Origin of the sequence: Brevundimonas sp. (assembly GCF_052436175.1) — a bacterium.
GTDB lineage: Bacteria > Pseudomonadota > Alphaproteobacteria > Caulobacterales > Caulobacteraceae > Brevundimonas.
Genome location: NZ_JBQVNM010000015.1, coordinates 12165 through 33081, shown reverse-complemented (window position 1 = coordinate 33081; position 20917 = coordinate 12165). Strand labels below are relative to the sequence as shown.

The following is a 20917-nucleotide window of genomic DNA, read 5'->3' as shown; positions in this document are numbered from 1 at the left end:
CGAGCCGGGGCGAATGCGAGGTTGGGGGCGACGACGCCCGCGCCGCTTGCTAAACGGGCGACTGATCCGACTGGAGCCTGCCCTCGTGCCCTTTCCCGAGTTCGACCCGATCTGGTTCCACATCGGCCCCCTGCCCATCCGCTGGTACGCCCTGGCCTATGTGGCGGGCATCGTCCTGGGCTGGTGGTATGCGGGACAGTTGATCAAGCGCGCCCGGCTCTGGGCGCCGGGCAGGCCGCCCTTGACCGGCGTCCAACTGGACGATCTGGTGATGTGGATCACGCTCGGCATCATTCTGGGCGGCCGGTTCGGCTACGCCCTCTTCTACAAGCCGGTGATGTTCGCCCAGCTGTTCACCGGCGACAGCCTCGGCGAACGGTTCGAACTGTTCCAGCTCTGGACCGGCGGCATGTCCTTCCACGGCGGCATGATCGGCACCACCCTGGCCGTCGTCCTCTACGCCCGGGCGAAGAAGCTGAACACGCTCAGCATCGGCGACATGGCCCTGGCCACCGCCCCGATCGGACTGTTCTTCGGCCGGCTGGCCAACTTCATCAACGGCGAGCTGTGGGGCCGGACGACCGATGTCCCGTGGGGCGTCAACTTCTGCAACAACCATGCGCGCGAGATCTATGGCCAGACCTGCGCCCTGATGACCGAAACCGGCCTCGTCGTCGGCCCCGGCGACGGCGTGCGCCACCCCAGCCAGCTCTATGAGGCGGGGCTGGAGGGGCTGTTGCTGTTCGTCATCCTCGCCCTCGCCATCTGGGTCTTCCGCCTGCTGGCCAAGCCCGGCTATGTCACCGGCCTGTTCCTGCTGGGCTACGGCCTGTCGCGGGCGGCGCTGGAGACCGTGCGTCAGCCCGACGCCGGGTTCGAGCACCTGCCGCTCGGCCTGACCATGGGGATGATGCTGTCCACCCCGATGATCCTGATCGGCGCCTGGCTGATCTGGCGGGCCTGGAGCCGTCCGCCCGCCACGGCCTGATCCGGCATGAGCCTGAAAGCCAGGCTGGCGCGCGAGATCGCCCTGACCGGGCCGATGACGGTCGCCGACTACGTGGTGCGCTGCCTGCATGACCCTCAGGACGGCTACTACGCCACCCGTCCGGCGCTCGGCGAAGGCGGCGACTTCATCACCGCGCCCTTGGTCAGCCAGATGTTCGGCGAACTCCTGGGCCTGTGGGTCGTCGAGACCTGGATGCGTCTGGGCGCGCCCGAGCGTTTCCGGCTGGTCGAGGTCGGGCCGGGCGACGGGACCCTGATGGAGGACGCCCTGCGCGCCATGGCGGGCGCCGCGCGGCTGGCCCCCGGACTGCTGGAGGCCTGCGACCTGATCCTTATCGAGCCCAGCGCCCCGCTGCGGGCGATGCAGGCGAAACGTCTGGCGAATGCGGACCCAGCCCCCCGCTGGGCCGCGTCACTCGACCGCATCGAGACCGACGCGCCTGTCATACTGATCGCCAACGAGGTGCTGGACTGCATGCCGGCACGCCAGTTCGTGCGCACCGAGGGCGCTCCCTCCGCGAACCTCTGGGCCGAGCGTCGCATCGGGGTAACGGACGACGGCGACCTGATCTTCGGACTGGTGGCGACGACCGGCGACTTCGCTGGGCCCAACATTGATGTCGAACCCGGTCAGGTCTGGGAAATTTCCGAACAGCAGGCCGCATTCGGCCGAGATCTGGGCCGGCTGATCGCGGAAACGTCGGGGGCCGCCCTGCTGATCGACTACGGCCGCGACCGGCCCGAAGCGGGGGACACCCTTCAGGCGCTGAAAAGGCATGCCAAGGTCGATCCCCTAGCTGAGCCCGGCGAGGCCGACCTGACGCAATGGGCCGATTTCCCGCTGGCGCTCGAGGCGGCGGTGCGGGCCGGCGCCGACGTGACGGGCTGTCGGGGTCAGGGCGACTTCCTGCGGGCTCTGGGCATCGAGGCGCGGGCGGAACGGCTGGCCGCGGCACGGCCGGATGCGGCGCCCGTGATCGCGCGCCAACTTGATCGCCTGATCGCCCCGGACCAGATGGGGACCCTGTTCAAGGCGGCGGCGATCTTCTCGCCGCACAGCCTGTCGATCCCGGGATTCGAGACATGACCGAGACGCTGCAGCCGATCACCCATCCCCTGCTGGACAAGGCCGGGGTGCGCCACGGCTTCTTCACCCGCCAGGGCGGGGTCTCGACGGGCCTGTTCGAGGGTCTGAACACGGGACTGGGCTCCGCCGACGACCCCGCCGCCGTGGCCGAGAACCGGCGTCGGATCGCGGACTGGTTCGGCCGCACGCCCGACGACCTGGCCGCCTGTTACCAGATTCATTCCGCCATCACCCGCGTCGCCGACGGGCCGTGGAAGGGCGAACGGCCCGAGGGCGACGCGACCGCCAGCGCCACCCCCGGCGTGGTCTGCGCCGTCCTGACCGCCGACTGCGCGCCGGTGCTTCTGGCCGACGCCGAGGCCGGGGTCGTGGCCGCCGTCCACGCGGGATGGAAGGGCGCGCTGGGCGGGGTGGTTCACAGCGCCGTCTCGGCCATGGAGGCCCTGGGCGCCCGGCCCGGCCGCACGGTCGCGGTCGTCGGACCCTGCATCGCCCAGGCGAGCTATGAGGTCGGCGCCGACTATCAGGAGCGGTTCGCCCATCACGACCCGGGCAGCGAGCGGTTCTTCGAGCCCGGCGCGACGCCCGACAAGCGGCTCTTCGACCTGCCGGGTTTCGTCCTCTGGCGGCTGGAACAGGCGGGCGTCGGCGAGGCCGCCTGGACCGGAGACGACACCTGGGCCGACGAAACGCGCTTCTTTTCCAACCGGCGCGCCTTCCAGCGCGGCGAACCCGACTTTGGACGATTGATGAGCGCGATCATGCTAGGGTAGGTCCGCTCGTCGTCGGGCGCTGGAGCTACCATCGCGGGACCGATGATCGTTCAAGGCAGCCATCCTGCATCGGTCGTCATCCGATCGGTCGTACGCGGGTTCCGTGAACGGCGGGGCCATAGCGAGGGCCCGGGCGTCATCGTCCCCCTCCCCGGCCGTCCCGCCCAGTTCCTCGAAGTCTATTTCGACGACCCCTATCGCCTCAGCATCGACGGGGGCGGGTTTGCACCGGCTCCGGAGGCCGTCGTGGTCGGGGTCTCATCCAGACCCAGCACGCGTCTGCTCGTGGCGGGGCCTGTCCACACCTTCCACGTCGCCTTCCAGCCGGCCGGCTTCCACAGGCTGTTCGGTCTCAACATGAGCACCGTAGCCGATGCAGGGGTGGCCGTGGCCGATCTCGGACTGCGGGCAGTTGAGGATCTGGTTGAGGTGATCCGGTCCGGAACGGACTTCGAGACGCGCGTCCGCCGCTGCGAAGCCTGGTTCGCGCGTCGGCTGGCCTCGACGGCGCCTGAAGACGCCGCATCGCGGCTGGCGCGCGTCATCCGTCGCGGCGGCGCCTCCGCGCCCGTGCCCGAACTGGCCCGGCGCGCGGACCTGTCGACGCGCCAGTTGCAGCGGCGGTTCGTCGAGCAGGTGGGCCTGGCTCCGAAGCTCTATGCCCGCACCGTGCGTTTTGACGCCCTCATGGACGCCCGAATGAGGAACCCGACCGAGACCTGGACCCAGCTTGCGCAGCAGTTCGGTTATTTCGATCAGGCGCACCTGTTGCGCGACGCCCATGAGTTTACGGGCGTCGCGCCGGGGGCCTGGGACCCGGTCATGGCCTGATGTCCGATTTTTCCAATCCCGGGGCGGCGCCGGTCGCCATAGCGGAGGTCCGTGAACCGGAGAGACCCGCATGGCCCGCAACATCCTCGCCGTCCTCGCCACAGGAGCCTTCTTCATGATCTCCGCCCCCGCTCTCGCGCAGGACTCAGCCGACCTCGCCGATGTGCGAGCCTTCGCCACGGAGTATCAGGCGGCATGGGCTGCAAAGGACGGCGGGCGCATGTACGCCGCGTCCTCCGATGATCTCGAATGGGTGAACATTGTCGGCATGCACTGGCGCGGCCGAGCCGAGGTCGTCGCGGCGCATGACGCCTACCTGACCACGATGTTCCGCAACACGCCGATCACCCTGGAGGACATCGAGAGCGTTCGCCGGTTCGGCGACCAGGGTCTTGTGGCGGTGATCCGCTGGTCGGTGGGCAGCTTCACCACGCCCGGGGGTCAGGTCGTGCCGCCATCCCTTGACCGGATGACCCTTGTGTTCGAGCGGACGCCGCAAGGCCTGCGTCTGGTGCATGGGGCCAATGTGCAGATCGACGAAAGGGCTGCCGCCAACGACCCGATCAGGGGCGGCGCGGACTGATCAGGCGACCTCGGCCAGCTCCGGCACGCGGGTCACCGTGCGCCAGGCCTGCGGGTTGGCCAGCAGGGCGCGGACCAGCAGGTTGTTGACGGCGTGACCGGCCTTGTAGCCCTCGTAGCGGCCCAGCAGGGGCGCGCCGAGGACGTAGAGGTCGCCGATGGCGTCCAGGGCCTTGTGACGCACGAACTCGCGCTCCATGCGCAGGCCGCCGGGGTTCAGGATCTGGCCCTCGTCGATGACGACGGCGTTCTCCAGGCTGCCGCCCCGCGCCAGTCCGGCCTGACGCAGGGCCTGGACCTCATGGGCGAAGCCGAAGGTGCGGGCGGCCATGATCTCGTTGCGGAAGGTCGGCTCGTCAACGACGAAGTCCACGACCTGATTGCCGATGACGGCGGCGTCGAAATCGATCTCGAACCGCATCTCGTAGCGGTCGCAAGGCAGCAGGGCCGCGTGCTTGTCTCCGTCCGTGACGCGGATCGGCTCCAGGATCTCGATATACTGGACCGGGTTGGATTGGCGGCGGAAGCCGGCGCGGTCCAGCAACTGAACAAACGGCAGGGCCGAACCGTCCAGGATCGGCAGCTCCGGCCCGTCCACCTCGACGATGGCGTTCGAAACGCCGAGCGCACAGAAGGCCGCCATCAGATGCTCGATCGTCGACAGGCGCACGCCCGCCGTATTCTCGATCATGGTGTTCAGCCGGGCGTCGACGACGGCTTCGCCCGAGACCTTGATGCGGTTGTCGCGGTCGGAGATGTCCGTGCGCACGAAGACGATGCCCGTGCCCGCCGGCGCCGGGCGGATCGCAAGGCGCACCCTCTGACCCGTGTGCACGCCCACGCCGGCGCAGATCGCCGGGGCGACGATCGTCTGCTCGTGATGATCGTGACGTGGGGACAAGGACAGGATCCGGTTCATCGACAAGGGGGAGTAGCCGACACCCGCAATCTAGTGGGCCCTGCTCAAGGTTAAAACGAAACTCGGGTTTCGGATTGTTTCGCTCGCCGCACGATCCGCGCGCTCCAGCCCGCAACGAAAAACGCCCCGGCGAACCGGGGCGCTTCGAGATCAGGTCTTGTCCCTCTTAGTTCGCGAGTCGGCGAAGAAAGGAGGGGATTTCAAGTTCGTCCTCCCCGCCCGGCGCCTCGATGGGCTGGGCGCTGGAGGTGGACCGCATCTGGGGCGCCGAACGGGCCGGCGGAGCCTCGACGGCCGGGGCGTGATAGTTGGAGCTGGCGCGCGGCTTCTTGCCGAACAGGCTCCATCCGCTGCGGCGATGGTCGCGGTCGTCATGGGCCGGCTCGACGGGGGCCGAGGTCTCGCGGTCGAAATAGAGGTCATCCTGATCCTGAGACGCCCGGGCGGCCGGCCGGCGATCCGCCTGCTCGAACTCCTCGACCCAGGGATCGACGATGGGCTCGCGGACCCGTTCCTCGGCGACGTGGATGACGGGCTCGGCAGCCGCAGAATAGGTCGGTTGCGGGGCCGCGACCGGCTGAGGCGCGGGGGTCTCAATCCGGGCGGCGGGCTGGCGCGCAGGCTCGGTGCGCATCGGCTCGGGGCGAACGGTCTCGGCGCGGACAGGCTCGGGACGGACCGTCTCGGCGCGATAGGCATCGGGACGCGGGGTCTCGATCCGCGTTTCGACGCGCGGTTCCGGACGGGCGGGCGCATAGGTCGGCGTCGCCGGGCGGCGCGTGTCATGGAAACCGCCGGTCGCGGCCGGCTCGATCTTCTGGCCCACGCCCTCGTCCATGCCGGTCGCGACGACCGAGACGCGGATCTTGCCGTCCAGGGCCGGGTCGAAGGCGGCGCCGAAGTTGATGTTGGCGTCCCCGTCCACCTCGGCCGAGATGGCGTTGGCGGCCTCGTCCACTTCCAGCAGGGTCATGTCCAGACCGCCGGTGATGTTGACCAGTACGGCCTTGGCGCCCTTCAGCGAGGTCTCGTCCAGCAGGGGGTTGGCGATGGCGTTCTGGGCGGCCAGCAGGGCGCGGTCGTCGCCCGAGGCCTCGCCCGTGCCCATCATCGCCTTGCCCATCTCGGACATCACCGCGCGAACGTCGGCGAAGTCGAGGTTGATCAGGCCCGGCAGGATCATCAGGTCGGTGATCGAACGCACGCCCGAGTGCAGCACCTGGTCGGCCATGCCGAAGGCGTCGGCGAAGGTGGTCCGCTCATTGGCGACGCGGAACAGGTTCTGGTTCGGGATGACGATCAGGGTGTCGACGTAGCGCTGCAGCTCGGCGATGCCGCTGTCCGCCAGGCGCATGCGGTGACGGCCTTCGAAGGTGAAGGGCTTGGTGACCACGCCGACGGTCAGGATGCCGCGGTCGCGCGCACATTTGGCGATGATCGGCGCGGCGCCGGTGCCGGTGCCGCCGCCCATGCCGGCGGTGATGAAGACCATGTGCGCGCCCTCGAGGTGCGCGTTGATCTCCTCGGCCGATTCCTCGGCGGCGTTCATGCCGACCTCGGGGTGGGCGCCCGCGCCCAGGCCTTGCGTGATCGTCTCGCCGAGTTGAATGCGGCGATCGGTCTTGGCGAAGCTGAGGTGTTGCGCGTCGGTGTTGGCGACGACGAACTCGACGCCCTCAAGACCGGCGTCGATCATGTTGTTGACGGCGTTTCCGCCCGCGCCGCCCACGCCGAAGACGACGATCCGGGGCTTCAGTTCCGTGGCCTGCGGCCGCACCAGAGAAAGAGACATTTTTCGTTCCGACCTTCCGACCCTGCCCTGTTCGCTCCAGTTCCGACGCGCCCCCGCAGTCATTCTGGTTACGAGCACCTTAAGATTCGGCGCTCAGCGTTAAGGAGTGGTTACCGGATAGGGCGAGTCGGCGGCGCGCCAAGAACAATTCTTAACCTTTGCCGCGATCTGCGGGGGAAAGACTGAAAAGACAGCGCCCCGGACGACGGGCGTCCGGGGCGCTGAAGCCGGTTGGCTCAGGCGGCGATCAGAGCGAGCCTTGGCCGCCCGGCCCGCAGTTCTCGGTGAAGAAGCTTTCCACGCCGGTCAGGATCGCCTCGAAGTTCTGGGGCGTCCAGGTGTTCAGCGTGTGCTCCATGTCCGGCAAGATGGCCAGCTTGACCGGCTTGCCGGCGCGTTCGAGCGCCGAGGCGAAGGCGCGCGATTCAGCCGGAATAACGCGCGTGTCGCGATCGCCCGTGTAGAGGAAGACCGGGATCGACACCTCGTTGACGCGGACCAGCGGGTCTTCGCCGTTGGCCGTCGGATGCTGGAACTCGCGCAGGTAACGGTTGTTGTAGGTGCCCTTCTTGAACAGGGCGATCGTCGCGGGCCCCGCACCGGCCGCCGTGCACTTGTAGAGACCGTTCGGGCGCACGCCGGCCATCATGGAGGCGTAGCCGCCATAGGAATAGCCGTGCATCGCGACGCGTCCGGGTGCCGCAATGCGCTGGGCGATCAGATAGTTGACGCCATCGTCGTTGTCGTCCTGCATCTTGCGGCCCCACTCGCCGTCACCGGCGCGCCAGAGGCGCTGGCCCCAGCCGTTGGAACCGCGGAACTGGGGCTGCAGCACGGCATAGCCCTTGGATGCGAAGTACTGGCTCCAGCCCGTGACGTCCCAGTCCAGTTCGTCGCGCGACCAGGGTCCGCCGTGCGGCGTGATGATGGTCGGATAGGGCCCGGGGCCATAGACGGACTCGTCGGGGCGGGTCAGGAGGGCCGGGATCATCAGACCGTCGCGCGCCTCATACTGGATGAGGGTGGTTTCGCCGAGCGGGGCGTTGCGTAGCTCGGGATAGGCGCGCCCCAGCAGTTGGGCCCGGCCGTCCTTGACGAGATAGTACTCCGGCGGCAGCCGAGGCCCTGATTTCTCGACCAGGAAGACCTTGCGATCGTTCGAGATCGAGTTGATCGAAATGTCCGCGCCGTCCCCGACCTGGAAGCGCGTGCGCGTGCCGTCGGCGATCTGCGTCCACTGGACGGGCGTCGTGGTGATGCCGAGAGCGGTGCGGATCTGGCTGTAGGCCGCCTCCATATTGGGATCGGCCCAATAGGTGCGTCCGCGCTCGCCCTGGTAGGTGAAGCCCAGAACCTCGCCGAAATCCTGGGGCGAGGTCGAGCGGACCACGCCGCCGGCGTCGAAGATCGGGTGGGCGAAGGCCACCTCGCCCATCTTCCGTTCGGCGATATTATATTCGTAGATGGCCGAGTGGTCGCGCCCGGTCGTGGTGCGCACGAAGATGATGTTGGGATCGTTCGAGAAGCCGGCCACGGCGATCGGCACGCGATCACGCGCATACCAGCGGAAGTGCTCGGCCCACTGGCCGGTGGCCGGATCCTTGAGCCACTGGGCGATATAGGCGGCGCCCGCGTCGAAATCGAACTCCGTCTGGGCGCGAATCTCGCCGTTCAGATCGGCCTGCTGGCCGCTGAACCGATCCGAGCCGCGCTCGCGACGCTCCGTACGGCCGTTCGACAGGTTTACCTTGTAAATGTCGCCGCGCATCGGATCGCGAACCAGGATGCTCTGCGGATCCTGCGGCAGGTCGCTGACGAGGCTGCCCACACCGATCAGTTCCTGCTGCGCCTCGCTCAGACCGTCAAAGCGCATGCCGGTGCGCACCGGATTGCCGCGCAGGTCGAGGATCTGGGTGCGGTAGGCGTAGGACCGCTCCTGAGCGCCGCTGATGGCGAAGTCCGTCAGTTGCTGCGTGGTGACGAACAGTCGGTCGTTCTTGATGAAGCTGACCGAGATGATTTCGGACCGGGGATCAGAGGCGACGATATAGGGCGCCGCCGTCAGATTGCTGACATCCCAGATCGACAGCAGACGCCGCTTGCCGTCCGGCGACACAACTGCGGCGATATGGCGCCCGTCCGAAGACAGATCGACGGAAGCGATCGCGGGCCTGCGAGCGAAAGCCGAGGCCGGAGGCGGGGTCGCGGCCGTCGAAGCGGCCGGCTGCGCCAGGGCGGCGCCCGACATGCCTGCCGCGGCCACGAGCGGCGCCAATCCCAGCAAAATCTTTGATAAATAACGCATTTTTGTCACCCAAAGCCCGTACATGCCGATAGCGAGCGCAGAAACTCGCATTCTAACCGCGCGCCGACAACTCCCCAATTCCGCGCACAGCTTTGACGGAGCCTCGCCATGGCCGGGAGCGTGACAACATTGCTACAAATATGACCTAAATGCGCGAAACGGCCTTCACTGGGTTGGTTGTCTTGCCTCAATCGTTATGGTCCGGCCCGGGTAAGCGACCTCCAGCGTCGCTGGACATCGTCATATTTTTGTAACTGCAGGGGGCACTTCGCCAATGCGTCTGACCAAAAACGGTCTTCTCGCCACCACCTTCATCGCCGGGTTGATGGCCTTTGCGCCGGCCGTCGCCTCGGCTCAATCCCAACCGGCTCGGCCGACCACGGCCCAGAGCCCCGACGAGGAAGACGGCCAGGCCGACTCCAGCCGCGTCGAGGACGTCGTCGTCACCGGCTCGCGCATTCGTCGTAACGAGTTCACCAGCTCGCAGCCCATCCAGGTGATCACCGCCGAACAGGCGACCCTGGAAGGCATCGTCGACACGACCGAGCTGCTGCAGTCGTCGACGGCCGCCAACACCGCGACCCAGATCAACAACTTCTTCACCGGCTTCGTCACCACCGGCGGCCCGGGCGTCAACACGGTCTCGCTGCGCGGCCTCGGCGCCCAGCGCACCCTGGTCCTGGTCAACGGTCGCCGCGTCGGCCCCGCCGGCGTTCGCGGTCAGGTCGGCCCGACCGACCTGAACACCATCCCCGGCTCGCTGATCGAGCGCGTTGAAGTCCTGACCGACGGCGCCTCGTCGATCTACGGCTCGGACGCCGTCGCCGGCGTCATCAACATCATCACCAAGACCAACCTCGACGGCGGCAACGTCGAACTGTACGCCGGCATGCCCTTCGAGGGCGGCGGCGAGCAGTTCCGCGTCAGCGGCTCCTACGGCAAGGCCTTCGACCGCGGCTATCTGTCGGCCGGCGTCGACTACTACGAGCAGCGCGCCCTGCTGTTCGGCGATCGCGAAGCCTTCAAGTGCCCTGAAGACCGCGTCTACTCCGATCCGGACCTGAAGTTCCGCCGTGACGTTCTCGAAGACGGCGAGTTCAAGTGCGACTTCACCCTGAACGGCATTCTTCGCACCCAGCGCGCCGGCGGCACCGCCGTCACGGCTCGCCAGCGTCGCGACGGTGACTTCGTCTTCGACCCGACCGCCGTTCAGGGCGGCGGCTTCACGGGCTGCGACATCAACGGCTGGCGTCTGGTCGCCGGCGGCTTCAGCTCGGGCACGTCGCAAACCACGACCCCGATCGCCACCCCGGCCAACAACTGCAGCATCACGGCCCAGAACACCGACCTGCGTCGCGCGGCCTACTCGGTCTACCCGCTGTACAACGACCGCTACGAGAGCCGCACGGCCATCTCGCCGGTCAAGCGCTACAGCGTCTCGGTCTTCGGCGGCTTCGACCTGACCCCGAACATCGAGGCCTATGGTGAGGCCCTGTGGAACCGTCGTGAATCGGAGCAACGCAGCTGGCGTCAGCTGTTCCCGACCGTGTCGCCGTTCCATTCGCAGAACCCGTTCGGCGGCGTGTTCAACGGCACGACCCAGACCTTCGGCAGCGGCTACTACGCCACGCCGGTCGCCCTGGTGAACTCCAACTCCGACCAGCAGGTGGACTACGTCCGCGCCGTCGGCGGTTTCCGCGGCTCCTTCGGCGCCCTGAACAAGACCTGGGACTGGGACCTGGCCGCTCAATACAGCAAGTCGGACGGCACCTACGGCGGCAACTTCTTCTACAACGACCGTGTTGAAGCCACCGCCGGCTACTATGCCCTGTTCGGCGCCGACGCGCGCGGCAACACGATTGGCGCGGCGCGCACCTTCGGCGCCTCGACCGGCAACTGCGACGCGGCGATCCTGATCTCGGCCACCGCCTGCCCCACCGGCGGCATCAGCTGGTTCAGCCCGGACTTCCTGACCAACGGCGTCCTGCCGGCCGGTCAGCTCGAGTTCCTGCAAGGCTATGAGCAGGGCACCACCGAGTACATCCACCAGTATGTGGAAGGCTCGATCTCGGGCGAACTGTTCAACCTGCCCGCCGGCCCGATCGGCATGGCTCTGGGCTTCCAGATCCGCAAGGAAGAGATCGACGACCAGCCGGGACCGGAACAGCAGCGCAACAACCTCTGGGGTTCGACCGCCGCCGGCCGCACCGCGGGTAGCGACACCATCAAGGAAGCCTTCCTGGAGCTGGAACTGCCGATCCTGCGCGACCTGCCGTTCTTCGATCGTCTGACCGCCAACCTGTCGGGCCGCATCTCGGACTACGACTCCTACGGCACCAGCGACACCTACAAGGTCGGCCTCAACTGGCAGATCAACTCGCAGTTCCGCATCCGGTCGTCGTACGGCACCTCGTTCCGCGCCCCGGCCCTGTACGAACTGTTCCTGGCCAACCAGACCAGCTTCCTCGGTCAGGCCAACGTCGATCCCTGCCGCAACTGGGGCACCAGCACCAACCAGCGTCTGCAGCAAAACTGCGCCGCTGACGGCGTGCCGGCGACCTACAACGATCCGGGCTCTTCGGCTCTGGTCATCACCGGCGGCGGCGCCGGCATCCTGGAACCGGAAACCGCCGACGCCCTGTCGGTCGGCCTGATCTGGACGCCGAGCTTCGTCGACCTGTCGATCGCGGTCGATTACTTCGACATCACCGTGAACGACCAGGTCGCCCAGTTCGGTTCGGCCAACATCCTGAGCGCCTGCTACAACTCGGAAAACTATCCGAATGAAGCGCTCTGCACCCTGTTCACGCGGGACAAGAACCCGGCCTCGGCCCGGTTCAACCAGATCCTCACGATCAACGACAGCTACGTGAACATCTCGGAACAGCAGAGCAAGGGCATCGACATCAACGCCCGCTACCGCAAGGAGCTGGCCGTCGGCGACTTCCAGGTCAACCTGCGCGTCAGCCACATCCTCGACTGGACCCAGCAGGTCTTCAACGCTTCGGCGCCGACGCTCCTGAACAGCCGGATCGGCAGCCCCGAAACCGTCGGAAACCTGAGCTTCCGCTTCGACCGCGGCGACTGGACCGTCTTCTACGGCATCAACTATGTCGGCGAAGCCTCGAACCAGTTCCTGTTCCCGGCCGCTGCGAACGCCAACGGCGCGACCACCTTCCTGGGTGAGAACGTCTACGTGAACCGCAGCGTCGACCAGTATCTGACGCACACCGTCTCCGTGCGGAAGCGTATGGACAAGTGGACCCTGCAGATGGGCATCCAGAACCTGTTCGACGAGAACCCCCCCTACCTGGGCCTGTCGTCGGGCGCTTCGGTTATCGGCAACACGCCGCTGGCCTCGCAGTACGACTGGAACCAACGCACGGGCTTCATCAACATCTCGCGCACTTTCTAAGCGCAGGGATTTGAACCAACTGAAGGGCGGCGGGGAAACCCGCCGCCCTTTTTGTTTGCGCCGGCGCACGCGCACAGGGGCGGCTGGGCGCGCGGACTCCACGCCATGGATGGGGTGGGTAGCGACGGCCCCCGGGGCCGACCACGACGAAGCGCATCCTGGCTGGGAGCCGGAGCGCGGTCTTCGTTCAGATGTGGTGGGGGGTGGTTAGAAGTTCTCGCGGATCCACAGGGCCGCGCGTGCGGCCAGGTTGCCCGTGTGGACGCGCGGGGCGTCTGCGGCCGTGATCTGGCGCGACATCAGCTTGCGGGCGGACACCGCCTCGCGAGGACCGTAGGCGGCGCGGAGCAGGACGCCGGCCGAGGCGCAGAAGGCCGGGCCGGAGGCGGCGTCGGCCAGGTGGGGCGCCCGTTGCGGACGGCCCAGGCGAACGGGCCGGTCGAAGACCCGGATGGCCAGCTCACGCACCCCGTTCAGTTGGCTGGCGCCGCCGGTCAGGACGATGCCGGCGCCGGGCTCCAGACCGACGCCGGAGGCTTTCAGCCGGTCGCGCAGGAGCTCCAGAGTCTCTTCCACGCGTGGGGCGATGACGGTCTTCAGCATGGCGCGCGGGACCACGACGGGCCCGGCGGAGGCGTCCTCGCCCCGGGCCGGGGCTTCCAGCATCTCGCGATCCTCGTTGGGACCGGCCATGGCCGAGCCATGCAGGGTCTTGAGCCGCTCGGCCCCCGACAGGGAGGTCGAGAGGCCACGCGCGATGTCGGACGTCACATGATCGCCGCCGACGTTCAGGGATTCGACATGCAGCAGGGAGCGATCGCCCCAGACGGCCGCCGTCGTGACCCCTCCGCCCATCTCGATGCAGACGCAACCCAGCTCCATCTCGTCGTCCTCGAGCGCGGCCAGGGACGAGACGACGGGGGCGGCGGCCACGCCCTGAAGGTCCAGGTGGGCCAGCTCAAGGCAATGGCTCAGGGCCCCGAAGGCGCTCTCGGCCATCGAGACGGCCAGCAGGTCCAGCCCCAGCGAACTGCCCCGCATGGCGCGCGGGTCATGCACGCCGCGGCCGCCGTCCACCGACCAGGCGACGGGCAGGACATGGATCGGGCGACGATCGGGCAGACGCAGACTGTTCAGGGCCATGCCGATGGCGCGGGCCAGGTCGGCATCCCCGATGGGATTGGCGCCCAGGGACACCCGGGCCTGGAGCCTGTGGCTGCGCATCTGGCCGATGGCCGTTGTGACGACGACGCCCGACACGGGACTGCCGGCCGAACGCTCGGCGCGCTCCACGGCGCGGCCGATGACCTGGGCGGCCTCATCCATGTTGACGATGGCGCCGCCGCGGACGCCGCGCGACTGGACATGGCTGGCGCCCGCCACGCGGATGGTGCGGTCGGCGTGGCGCACGCCTTCGGGCTTCATGATGAAGCAGGAGACCTTGGACTGGCCGAGGTCCAGGGCGGCGACCACCGGCGCGCGGGCGGCGCGGGTCGGATCGGCGGCGTCTGGCTTGCGAACGGTCATCCTGAGGGTCCTGAAATCTAGACGCTGGGGGTCGCGGCGGCGGGGCGGACGGCGACGGTGTCGGGCGCCCGCAGATCGACGCGAGCGAAACCGAGATCGAGCAGGCGCTCGCGCTGGTCCAGGGCGTCGAGGCGGATAAGAGCCGAATCCTGATCCACCGCCGGAAGTTGGATCAGGCTGCCGTCCTTGAGGCGCAGGTCCCACCGGCGCTCATCCACCCGCACCAGGGCATCGACGCGGCCCATCAGGCGCGGGCGCTGGGCGAGCAAGGGCAGCAGGCCGGCGGCGGCCGTGTCGGCGCCCTTGCCGACGATCAGGGGAAGCTGCGGATAACGGCCGGGGTCGGCGCCCTCGATCACGCGGCCCGCGCTGTCGATGACATAGGCATGACCGCCGGTCTGCCAGACGGCCAGCCGGTCATGCTCCTTGACCTCGATGATCAGGGTGTCGGGCAGCAGACGCACCACCCTCGCCTCCTTGACCCAGCTTACGCCGGCGACCTGATCGTGCAGGGCCTTGAGGTCCAGGCTTGTGATCGGCTGGCCGGCATAGAGGTTCAGGGCCTGGCGAATGGCGGGCGTCGCCTCCGGCGAAGCGCCGGTGATGTGAACCCGGCGGAGGGACAGGCCCATGCCGGTCGTGGCGGCGTCCAGGCTGTGGCTGATCGAAGCTCCGATGCGCTCGGCCCGCGCCCCCGTGGCCAGGACCACGCCCAGGACGCCCAGACCCGCGATCATGCAGATCACCACCCCGCGCGGCGACAGGTCCATCTTGCCCAGGGCCGCGAACTTGCCCGGCACGCCCGAGACGTTGCGGGGAGCGGCCCCTCGACCGCCGCCCTTGGCCGGACCGCGACCGGAATTGCGATTGGGCGCGGGCCCCGCACCCTGGCGGCGACCGCCGCGAACTACCGCCGGCATGAGGCGTCCTCCACCATCCAGCGCACCAGATCCCGGTAGTCCACCCCGACATGGGCCGCCTGCTCGGGCGCGAGCGAGGTCGGGGTCATGCCCGGCTGGGTGTTGATCTCGAGAAGAACCAGTTGATCCTTCGTCTCGTCGTAGCGGAAGTCGCTGCGCGACACCCCGCGACAGCCCATGGCGACATGGGCCAACTCGGCCTGACGCAGGGCTTTGTCGAACACGGCGGGCGGCAGGACGGCGGGCAGGACATGGATCGAGCCCCCAGGGGCGTACTTGGCCTCATAGTCATAGAAGCCCTTGGTCGGGGTGATGTCGGTCACCGTCAGGGCGCGCGGCCCGGTCGTCTCGCCGATCACGGCCACGGCCAGCTCCTTGCCGGCGATATAGGGTTCGACCATCACCTGCTCGCCATAGGCCCAGTCGGGCGCGCCGACCTCGGTGACGAAATCATTCGAGCCTTCGCGGATCAGATAGACCCCGACGGACGAGCCCTCGGCGTTCGGCTTGACGACATAGGGGGGGTCGATGACGTGTCGGGTCGCGACCTCATGCCGATCGTAAAGCCCGCCGCCCGGAACCTTGACGCCCGCCGCCTTCAGCACGGCCTTGGACTTGTCCTTGTCCATGGCCAGGGCCGAGGCGAGGACGCCGGAATGGGTATAGGGAATGGCCAGGGTCTCCAGCACGCCCTGGACGCAGCCGTCCTCGCCCCAGGCGCCGTGCAGGGCGTTGAAGACCACGTCGGGCTTCAGGGCCGTCAGGACCGCGGCCAGATCGCGCCCGGCGTCGACGCGGCTGACGCGATAGCCGACGGCTTCAAGCGCGTCCGCGCAGCCCTTGCCCGAGGTCAGGGAGACCTCGCGCTCGGACGACAGACCGCCCATCAGGACGGCGACATGGGTATCGGCGGGGACACGGATCATGACCCCGAGGAAGTGGCGCAGTCTTGCTTAACAGGCCGTCAACCATCGCCGCGTGAGGCGGCGATTTTTTCGATTTCCGCAGTCGAAAGGCAGACTCAGCCCGGCTTGCCGATCCGCCGAATCTCCCAGTCCAGCTGAACGCCGGTCTTGGCCAGGACATCAGCCCGAACGGCGTCGCCCAGACCCTCGATGTCGGCGGCGGTCGCCGCGCCCGGGTTGATGATGAAGTTGGAGTGGAGGTCGCTGAACATGGCCCCTCCCCCGGTCACCCTGTGCAGCCTGCCGCGCCAGCCGGCGTCATCCACCAGCTTCCACGACGAATGGCCGGGCGGGTTCTTGAAGGTCGAGCCGCCGGTCTTTTCGCGGATCGGCTGGGTGGTCTCGCGACGGCTGGTGATCTCGTCCATGCGCGCCTGAACGGCGACCGGATCATCGGGCGTGCCCTGATAGACGGCCTCGACCCAGATGATGTCGGCGGGCGCCTCGGAATGGCGATAGGTGTAGCCGAAGTCGGCCAGGGCGTAGTCGACCCTTTGCCCGGAGCGGTTCAGCCCCCAGGCCGAGACCAGCACGTCCTTGGTCTCCGACCCATAGCAGCCCGCGTTCATGGTCAGGGCGCCGCCGACCGCGCCGGGGATGCCGGCATAGAACTCCAGCCCTGCGATTCCCGCCCTGGCCGCCGCCCGCGCCACCATACTGTCCAGCGCCCCGGCGCCCGCCGTGACGGTGACGCCGTCGGTCGTGACCTGACCCCAGGCCCGGCCCGCCAGACGGATCACCACCCCCTCGACCCCGCCGTCGCGCACGATGACGTTGGACCCGACGCCCAAGACCGTCACCGGCACGGCCGGGTCCAGCGCCTTCAGAAAATCGGCCAAATCGTCGGCGTCCGCCGGAATGAACAGGGCCTCGGCCGCCCCGCCGACGCGGAACCATGTGTAGGGGGCCAGGGGTTCGTTCCGCAGCAGCTTGCCGCGCACGGGGGGGAAGGCTGACATCGAACTCATGTCTGCGTCTCTGCATAGCGATTTGCGGCCAACCGGAAGCCGCCCGCCTCGGTTTTCAGAAGCGTCCAAAACTCACTGTCTCGCGGCGTCAAAAGCGGGGGTGGAGGCTCGTCGGCTTGGGAATCGTCCTCAAACTGATCGAAGTGAGCGTCCTCAAGCCTTTGCAGGAAATCCTGACGCTGCTCCCGATCACGCGGATATTCCAAGCCGAACGCGTCAAGCTGCTCTTGGACTATCGCCCCACACCGCGACATTCCGAGCGCACGGAATCCCCGCGCCGCCTCAGGCGCAAGCACACCAGTCGAGTTGGAGTAAAATTGTTCAAATCCGCCGTTATTGACCTCGCTTTGGCACCAGTGTGTCGCCAGGAGATGCTGCGACTTTTCCGGTATCCGCCCAAACTCGGCTAAAAAACGCTCACCGCCATCATAGATCGACACCGTTTCCCAATAAGGATCGACCAAACGCCAATAGGCATCCTTCCGCCCCAACAACCGACCGATCAGGTTCACCCCAGCGCCTCCAGCTGCGCCGGCAGGGCGTAGGCCCAGCTGGTGATGTCCCCGGCGCCCAGAAGCACCACCAGATCACCCGGTTTCGCCTCGTCGCGGATCAGGCGCGGCAGGGCCGTGACATTCTCCAGCGCCTGCACATTGCGATGGCCATAACGGCGCGCGCCCTCGACCAGGGCGTGCTTGTCCACCCCATCGATGGGCTGTTCGCCCGCGGGATAGACGTCGGCCACGACCACGGAATCCGCATCGGAAAACGATGTCGAGAACTCTTCCATCAGGTCGCGCAAGCGGGTGTAGCGATGCGGCTGGACCACGGCGATGACCCGGCCCTCGCCCTCTGCCGTCTGGACGACCTGACGGGCGGCCTTGAGCACCGCGGCGATCTCGACCGGGTGATGGCCGTAGTCGTCAATGATACGGACCCCGCCGACCACGCCCGTGGTGGTGAAGCGTCGCTTGACCCCGCCGAAGCCGGCCAGACCCGCCTTGATCGCCTCGTCAGACACGTCCAGCTCGCGCGCCACGGCGATGGCGGCCAAGGCGTTGGCGACATTGTGCCCTCCGGCCATGGGCAGGTGCAGGCCGTCGATCCGCGTCGCCTCTCCGACGCCCTGGAACACCACGTCGAAACGGCAGCCGTCGGCGGCCATGTCCACGTTCTCGGCCCGGACCTGGGCCTGGGGGTTGAGACCGTAGGTCACCAGGCGGCGGTTATCGATGGAGGCCACCAGCCGCTGGACCTCCGGGTGGTCGAGACAGACGGCGGCGAAGCCGTAGAAGGGGATGTTCTCGACGAAGTCCACGAAGGCCTGACGCACCCGGTCGAAATCGCCGTAGTGGTCCAGATGCTCGGGATCGATGTTGGTGACGATGGCCACCGTCGACTTCAGACGCAGGAAGCTGCCGTCGCTTTCATCCGCCTCGACCACGATCCAGTCGCCGTCGCCGACCTTGGCGTTGGTGCCATAGGCGTTGATGATGCCGCCGTTGACCACCGTCGGGTCCAGCCCGGCCGCGTCCAGCAGGGCCGCGACCATGGAAGTCGTGGTGGTCTTGCCGTGGGTGCCGCCGACCGCGATCGAGAACTGCAGCCGCATCAGCTCGGCCAGCATCTCGGCCCGGCGGACCACCGGGATGCGACGCTCGCGGGCCGCCTTCATCTCGGGATTGTCGGTCTTGACCGCCGTGGAATGAACCACCGCCGCCACGCCTTCGCCGATGTGGGCGGCGTCGTGGCCGATGAAGATGCGGGCGCCCAGCTTCTCCAGCCGCTCGGTATTGGCCGACGACCTGGCGTCCGAGCCCTGAACCGAATAGCCGATCTTGAGCATGATCTCGGCGATGCCGCTCATCCCGATGCCGCCGATGCCGACGAAATGGACGGGACCGAGGTCGAACGGGACGGGGCGGAGGCGTGCGATCATGAAAGCGTCATAGCGAGGCCCGACCCGACCGGAAAGAGCGCCGTCAGGAATGGTCTGTTTGCAGTGTCGAACCGTCGCCTAGCCTGTCGCCGTTTCCCTTTGGAGGACTATCAATGACCGCCAGATCAAGCCTGTGCGCCTCGGCCGCCTGTACGCTCGCTTTGTTTGCCGCCACCGGCGCTTCGGCCCAGCAGTCCGCAAATCAGGGCCCTCTGACCTACCTCGGCAAGAGCGCCACGACCGTGGTCATGGCCTCGGACCTCGGCGCGCTGGACGGCTCCAGTCAGAGAACCATCTGGGTCTGGCATTTTTTCGGCCCGGACCATGAGCGATCGACTCCCGGCGCTCCCTACACGCGGGCGGTGCGCACCACCGTGGACTGCTCGGACCGGACGACGATCAATCGCGCGACCGAGCACCTCGCCGGCTCGACCTTTTCGAGCCGGCTCAATCTGAGCGACGTCGCGACCTGGTCCCGGGTGACGGAGAACACCCTGGGCGCCTTGCCTGTGACGGCCTTGTGCGCCCCGGCGCCGGTCGTGCCACGCGCCACCTACCCAAATGTGGCCGCTGCCCGCGCCAACGCCGATCTTCGCTTGAAGCCTCCACCGGCGGCGGCGCCTTGATCGGGTCGTCAACGACGCCTTAACCACAAGGATTCACCATCGCGGTCTCACTGTTGCGGGGCCGCCTTATCCATGTCCGAACTCAAGATCCCCGTCCTCGCGACCGACATCGTCCATCGCGGCGACTGCATCGAGGTGCTGCGGTCCCTGCCCGACGCCTCGGTGGACATGGTCTTCGCCGACCCGCCCTATAATCTGCAACTGGGCGGCGACCTGCTGCGGCCCGACAATTCCAAGGTCGATGCGGTCGACGACGACTGGGACAAGTTCGACAGCTTCGCCGCCTATGACGCCTTCACCCGCGACTGGCTGAAGGAATGCCGCCGGGTGCTGAAGCCCGAGGGCTCGATCTGGGTGATCGGCTCCTATCACAACGTCTTCCGCCTGGGCTCGGCGATCCAGGACCTGGGCTTCTGGGTGCTGAACGACATCATCTGGCGCAAGTCCAACCCGATGCCGAACTTCAAGGGCACCCGGTTCACCAACGCCCACGAGACCCTGATCTGGGCCGCCAAGAGCCGCGACCAGAAGCGCTACACCTTCAACTACGACGCCCTGAAGGCCTTCAACGAAGACACCCAGATGCGGTCGGACTGGACCTTCGCCCTGTGCACCGGGGAGGAGCGGATCAAGGACGCCGACGGCAAGAAGGCCCATCCGACCCAGAAGCCCGAGGCCCTGCTGCACCGGGTGCTGATGGCGGCGACCCGGCCCGGCGACGTCATCCTCGACCCCTTCTTCGGCACAGGCACCACCGGCGCCGCCGCCCGCCGTCTGGGCCGCAAGTTCATCGGCATCGAGCGTGACCCCACCTATGCCGACGTCGCCGAGAAGCGCATCGCCGCCGTCGTCCCAGCCAATCCCGAGGACCTGAAGGTCATGGGCTCCAGGAAGTCCGAGCCCAAGGTGCCGTTTGGCGCACTGGTCGAGGCCGGGCTGCTGCGTCCGGGCGACCGCCTCTACTGCCCCAAGGGCGATCGCGAGGCGCGCGTTCGCGCCGACGGTTCGTTGATTTCAGGCGACCTGTCCGGCTCGATCCACAAGCTGGGCGCTCTCTTGGAGAACGCTCCCGCCTGCAACGGCTGGACCTACTGGCGCTTCAAGACCGACCAGGGCTTCAAGTCCATCGACGCCCTGCGGTCGGAGATTCGCGCAACGATGTAGGCCGCAGCCTATGTCGTCCAGCCGACACAGGCTTGGCCATAAACTTCCGTTTTTGAACGACTAAATCGACGGAACGGCGGAACTTCGCACCTGCGA

Annotated in this window: 17 protein-coding genes; 8 read left to right on the top strand and 9 right to left on the bottom strand. The window is 67.6% G+C overall.

What is annotated here, in order from left to right:
• Positions 1-85: 85 nt before the first annotated feature.
• The 5 genes from lgt (at position 86) to ACT6QK_RS05665 (ending at position 4282) form a co-directional block, all read left to right on the top strand.
• On the top strand, positions 86-988 hold the full coding sequence (gene lgt / locus ACT6QK_RS05685; RefSeq protein WP_444596845.1) for a prolipoprotein diacylglyceryl transferase: 903 nt from the start codon (positions 86-88) through the stop codon (positions 986-988).
• A 6-nt stretch (positions 989-994) separates the two neighbouring features.
• Entirely contained in the window at positions 995-2095 is a 1101-nt protein-coding gene (locus ACT6QK_RS05680) for a class I SAM-dependent methyltransferase (protein ID WP_444596844.1), read from the top strand.
• On the top strand, positions 2092-2868 hold the full coding sequence (gene pgeF, locus ACT6QK_RS05675) for a peptidoglycan editing factor PgeF (RefSeq protein ID WP_444596843.1): 777 nt from the start codon (positions 2092-2094) through the stop codon (positions 2866-2868). The genes ACT6QK_RS05680 and pgeF overlap by 4 nt, the downstream gene beginning before the upstream one ends.
• Before the next feature lie 42 nt (positions 2869-2910).
• The gene (locus tag ACT6QK_RS05670; RefSeq protein ID WP_444596842.1) at positions 2911-3699 is read left to right on the top strand and encodes a helix-turn-helix domain-containing protein; all 789 of its coding nucleotides are present in this window, start codon (positions 2911-2913) and stop codon (positions 3697-3699) included.
• A gap of 70 nt (positions 3700-3769) precedes the next feature.
• Complete coding sequence (locus tag ACT6QK_RS05665) at positions 3770-4282, top strand: SgcJ/EcaC family oxidoreductase (RefSeq protein WP_444596841.1); 513 nt, start codon at positions 3770-3772, stop codon at positions 4280-4282.
• Here ACT6QK_RS05665 and lpxC read toward each other — a convergent pair whose 3' ends face one another.
• From lpxC to ACT6QK_RS05650, 3 genes are all read right to left on the bottom strand, one after another.
• The gene (gene lpxC, locus ACT6QK_RS05660; RefSeq protein ID WP_444596840.1) at positions 4283-5200 is read right to left on the bottom strand and encodes a UDP-3-O-acyl-N-acetylglucosamine deacetylase; all 918 of its coding nucleotides are present in this window, start codon (positions 5198-5200) and stop codon (positions 4283-4285) included. It lies immediately after the preceding gene.
• A gap of 166 nt (positions 5201-5366) precedes the next feature.
• Positions 5367-6992, bottom strand: coding sequence for a cell division protein FtsZ (gene ftsZ, locus ACT6QK_RS05655; protein ID WP_444596839.1), 1626 nt, complete (start codon positions 6990-6992; stop codon positions 5367-5369).
• A gap of 247 nt (positions 6993-7239) precedes the next feature.
• Positions 7240-9255 carry an alpha/beta hydrolase family protein gene (locus ACT6QK_RS05650; protein ID WP_444596838.1) on the bottom strand — a complete coding sequence of 672 codons (2016 nt, stop codon included), beginning with the start codon at positions 9253-9255 and terminating at the stop codon, positions 7240-7242.
• A 316-nt stretch (positions 9256-9571) separates the two neighbouring features.
• Between ACT6QK_RS05650 and ACT6QK_RS05645 the strand changes: the two genes are divergently transcribed.
• The gene (locus ACT6QK_RS05645) at positions 9572-12712 is read left to right on the top strand and encodes a TonB-dependent receptor plug domain-containing protein (RefSeq protein ID WP_444596837.1); all 3141 of its coding nucleotides are present in this window, start codon (positions 9572-9574) and stop codon (positions 12710-12712) included.
• Positions 12713-12919: 207 nt separating this feature from the next.
• On the opposite strand, the gene ftsA is transcribed toward ACT6QK_RS05645, so the two are convergent.
• The 6 genes from ftsA to murC all read right to left on the bottom strand — a co-directional run bounded on the left by ftsA (position 12920) and on the right by murC (position 19031).
• Positions 12920-14239, bottom strand: coding sequence for a cell division protein FtsA (ftsA, locus tag ACT6QK_RS05640; RefSeq protein ID WP_444596836.1), 1320 nt, complete (start codon positions 14237-14239; stop codon positions 12920-12922).
• Between the two features lie 17 nt (positions 14240-14256).
• On the bottom strand, positions 14257-15159 hold the full coding sequence (locus ACT6QK_RS05635) for a cell division protein FtsQ/DivIB (protein WP_444596835.1): 903 nt from the start codon (positions 15157-15159) through the stop codon (positions 14257-14259).
• Positions 15147-16085 carry a D-alanine--D-alanine ligase gene (locus ACT6QK_RS05630; RefSeq protein ID WP_444596834.1) on the bottom strand — a complete coding sequence of 313 codons (939 nt, stop codon included), beginning with the start codon at positions 16083-16085 and terminating at the stop codon, positions 15147-15149. The genes ACT6QK_RS05635 and ACT6QK_RS05630 overlap by 13 nt, the downstream gene beginning before the upstream one ends.
• A 95-nt stretch (positions 16086-16180) precedes the next feature.
• Positions 16181-17092 (bottom strand): UDP-N-acetylmuramate dehydrogenase, encoded by a 912-nt coding sequence (murB, locus tag ACT6QK_RS05625; protein ID WP_444596833.1) that lies wholly within the window; start codon positions 17090-17092, stop codon positions 16181-16183.
• Positions 17089-17604 carry a DMP19 family protein gene (locus tag ACT6QK_RS05620; protein WP_444596832.1) on the bottom strand — a complete coding sequence of 172 codons (516 nt, stop codon included), beginning with the start codon at positions 17602-17604 and terminating at the stop codon, positions 17089-17091. The genes murB and ACT6QK_RS05620 overlap by 4 nt, the downstream gene beginning before the upstream one ends.
• Positions 17601-19031 carry a UDP-N-acetylmuramate--L-alanine ligase gene (gene murC / locus ACT6QK_RS05615; RefSeq protein ID WP_444596831.1) on the bottom strand — a complete coding sequence of 477 codons (1431 nt, stop codon included), beginning with the start codon at positions 19029-19031 and terminating at the stop codon, positions 17601-17603. The genes ACT6QK_RS05620 and murC overlap by 4 nt, the downstream gene beginning before the upstream one ends.
• Positions 19032-19144: 113 nt before the next feature.
• On the opposite strand from murC, the gene ACT6QK_RS05610 reads away from it, so the two are divergent.
• Both ACT6QK_RS05610 and ACT6QK_RS05605 read left to right on the top strand, forming a co-directional pair.
• Positions 19145-19657: a hypothetical protein gene (locus ACT6QK_RS05610; RefSeq protein ID WP_444596830.1), complete on the top strand. Its 513-nt coding sequence runs from the start codon at positions 19145-19147 to the stop codon at positions 19655-19657.
• A gap of 72 nt (positions 19658-19729) precedes the next feature.
• On the top strand, positions 19730-20821 hold the full coding sequence (locus ACT6QK_RS05605) for a site-specific DNA-methyltransferase (RefSeq protein ID WP_444596829.1): 1092 nt from the start codon (positions 19730-19732) through the stop codon (positions 20819-20821).
• Positions 20822-20917: the final 96 nt, after the last annotated feature.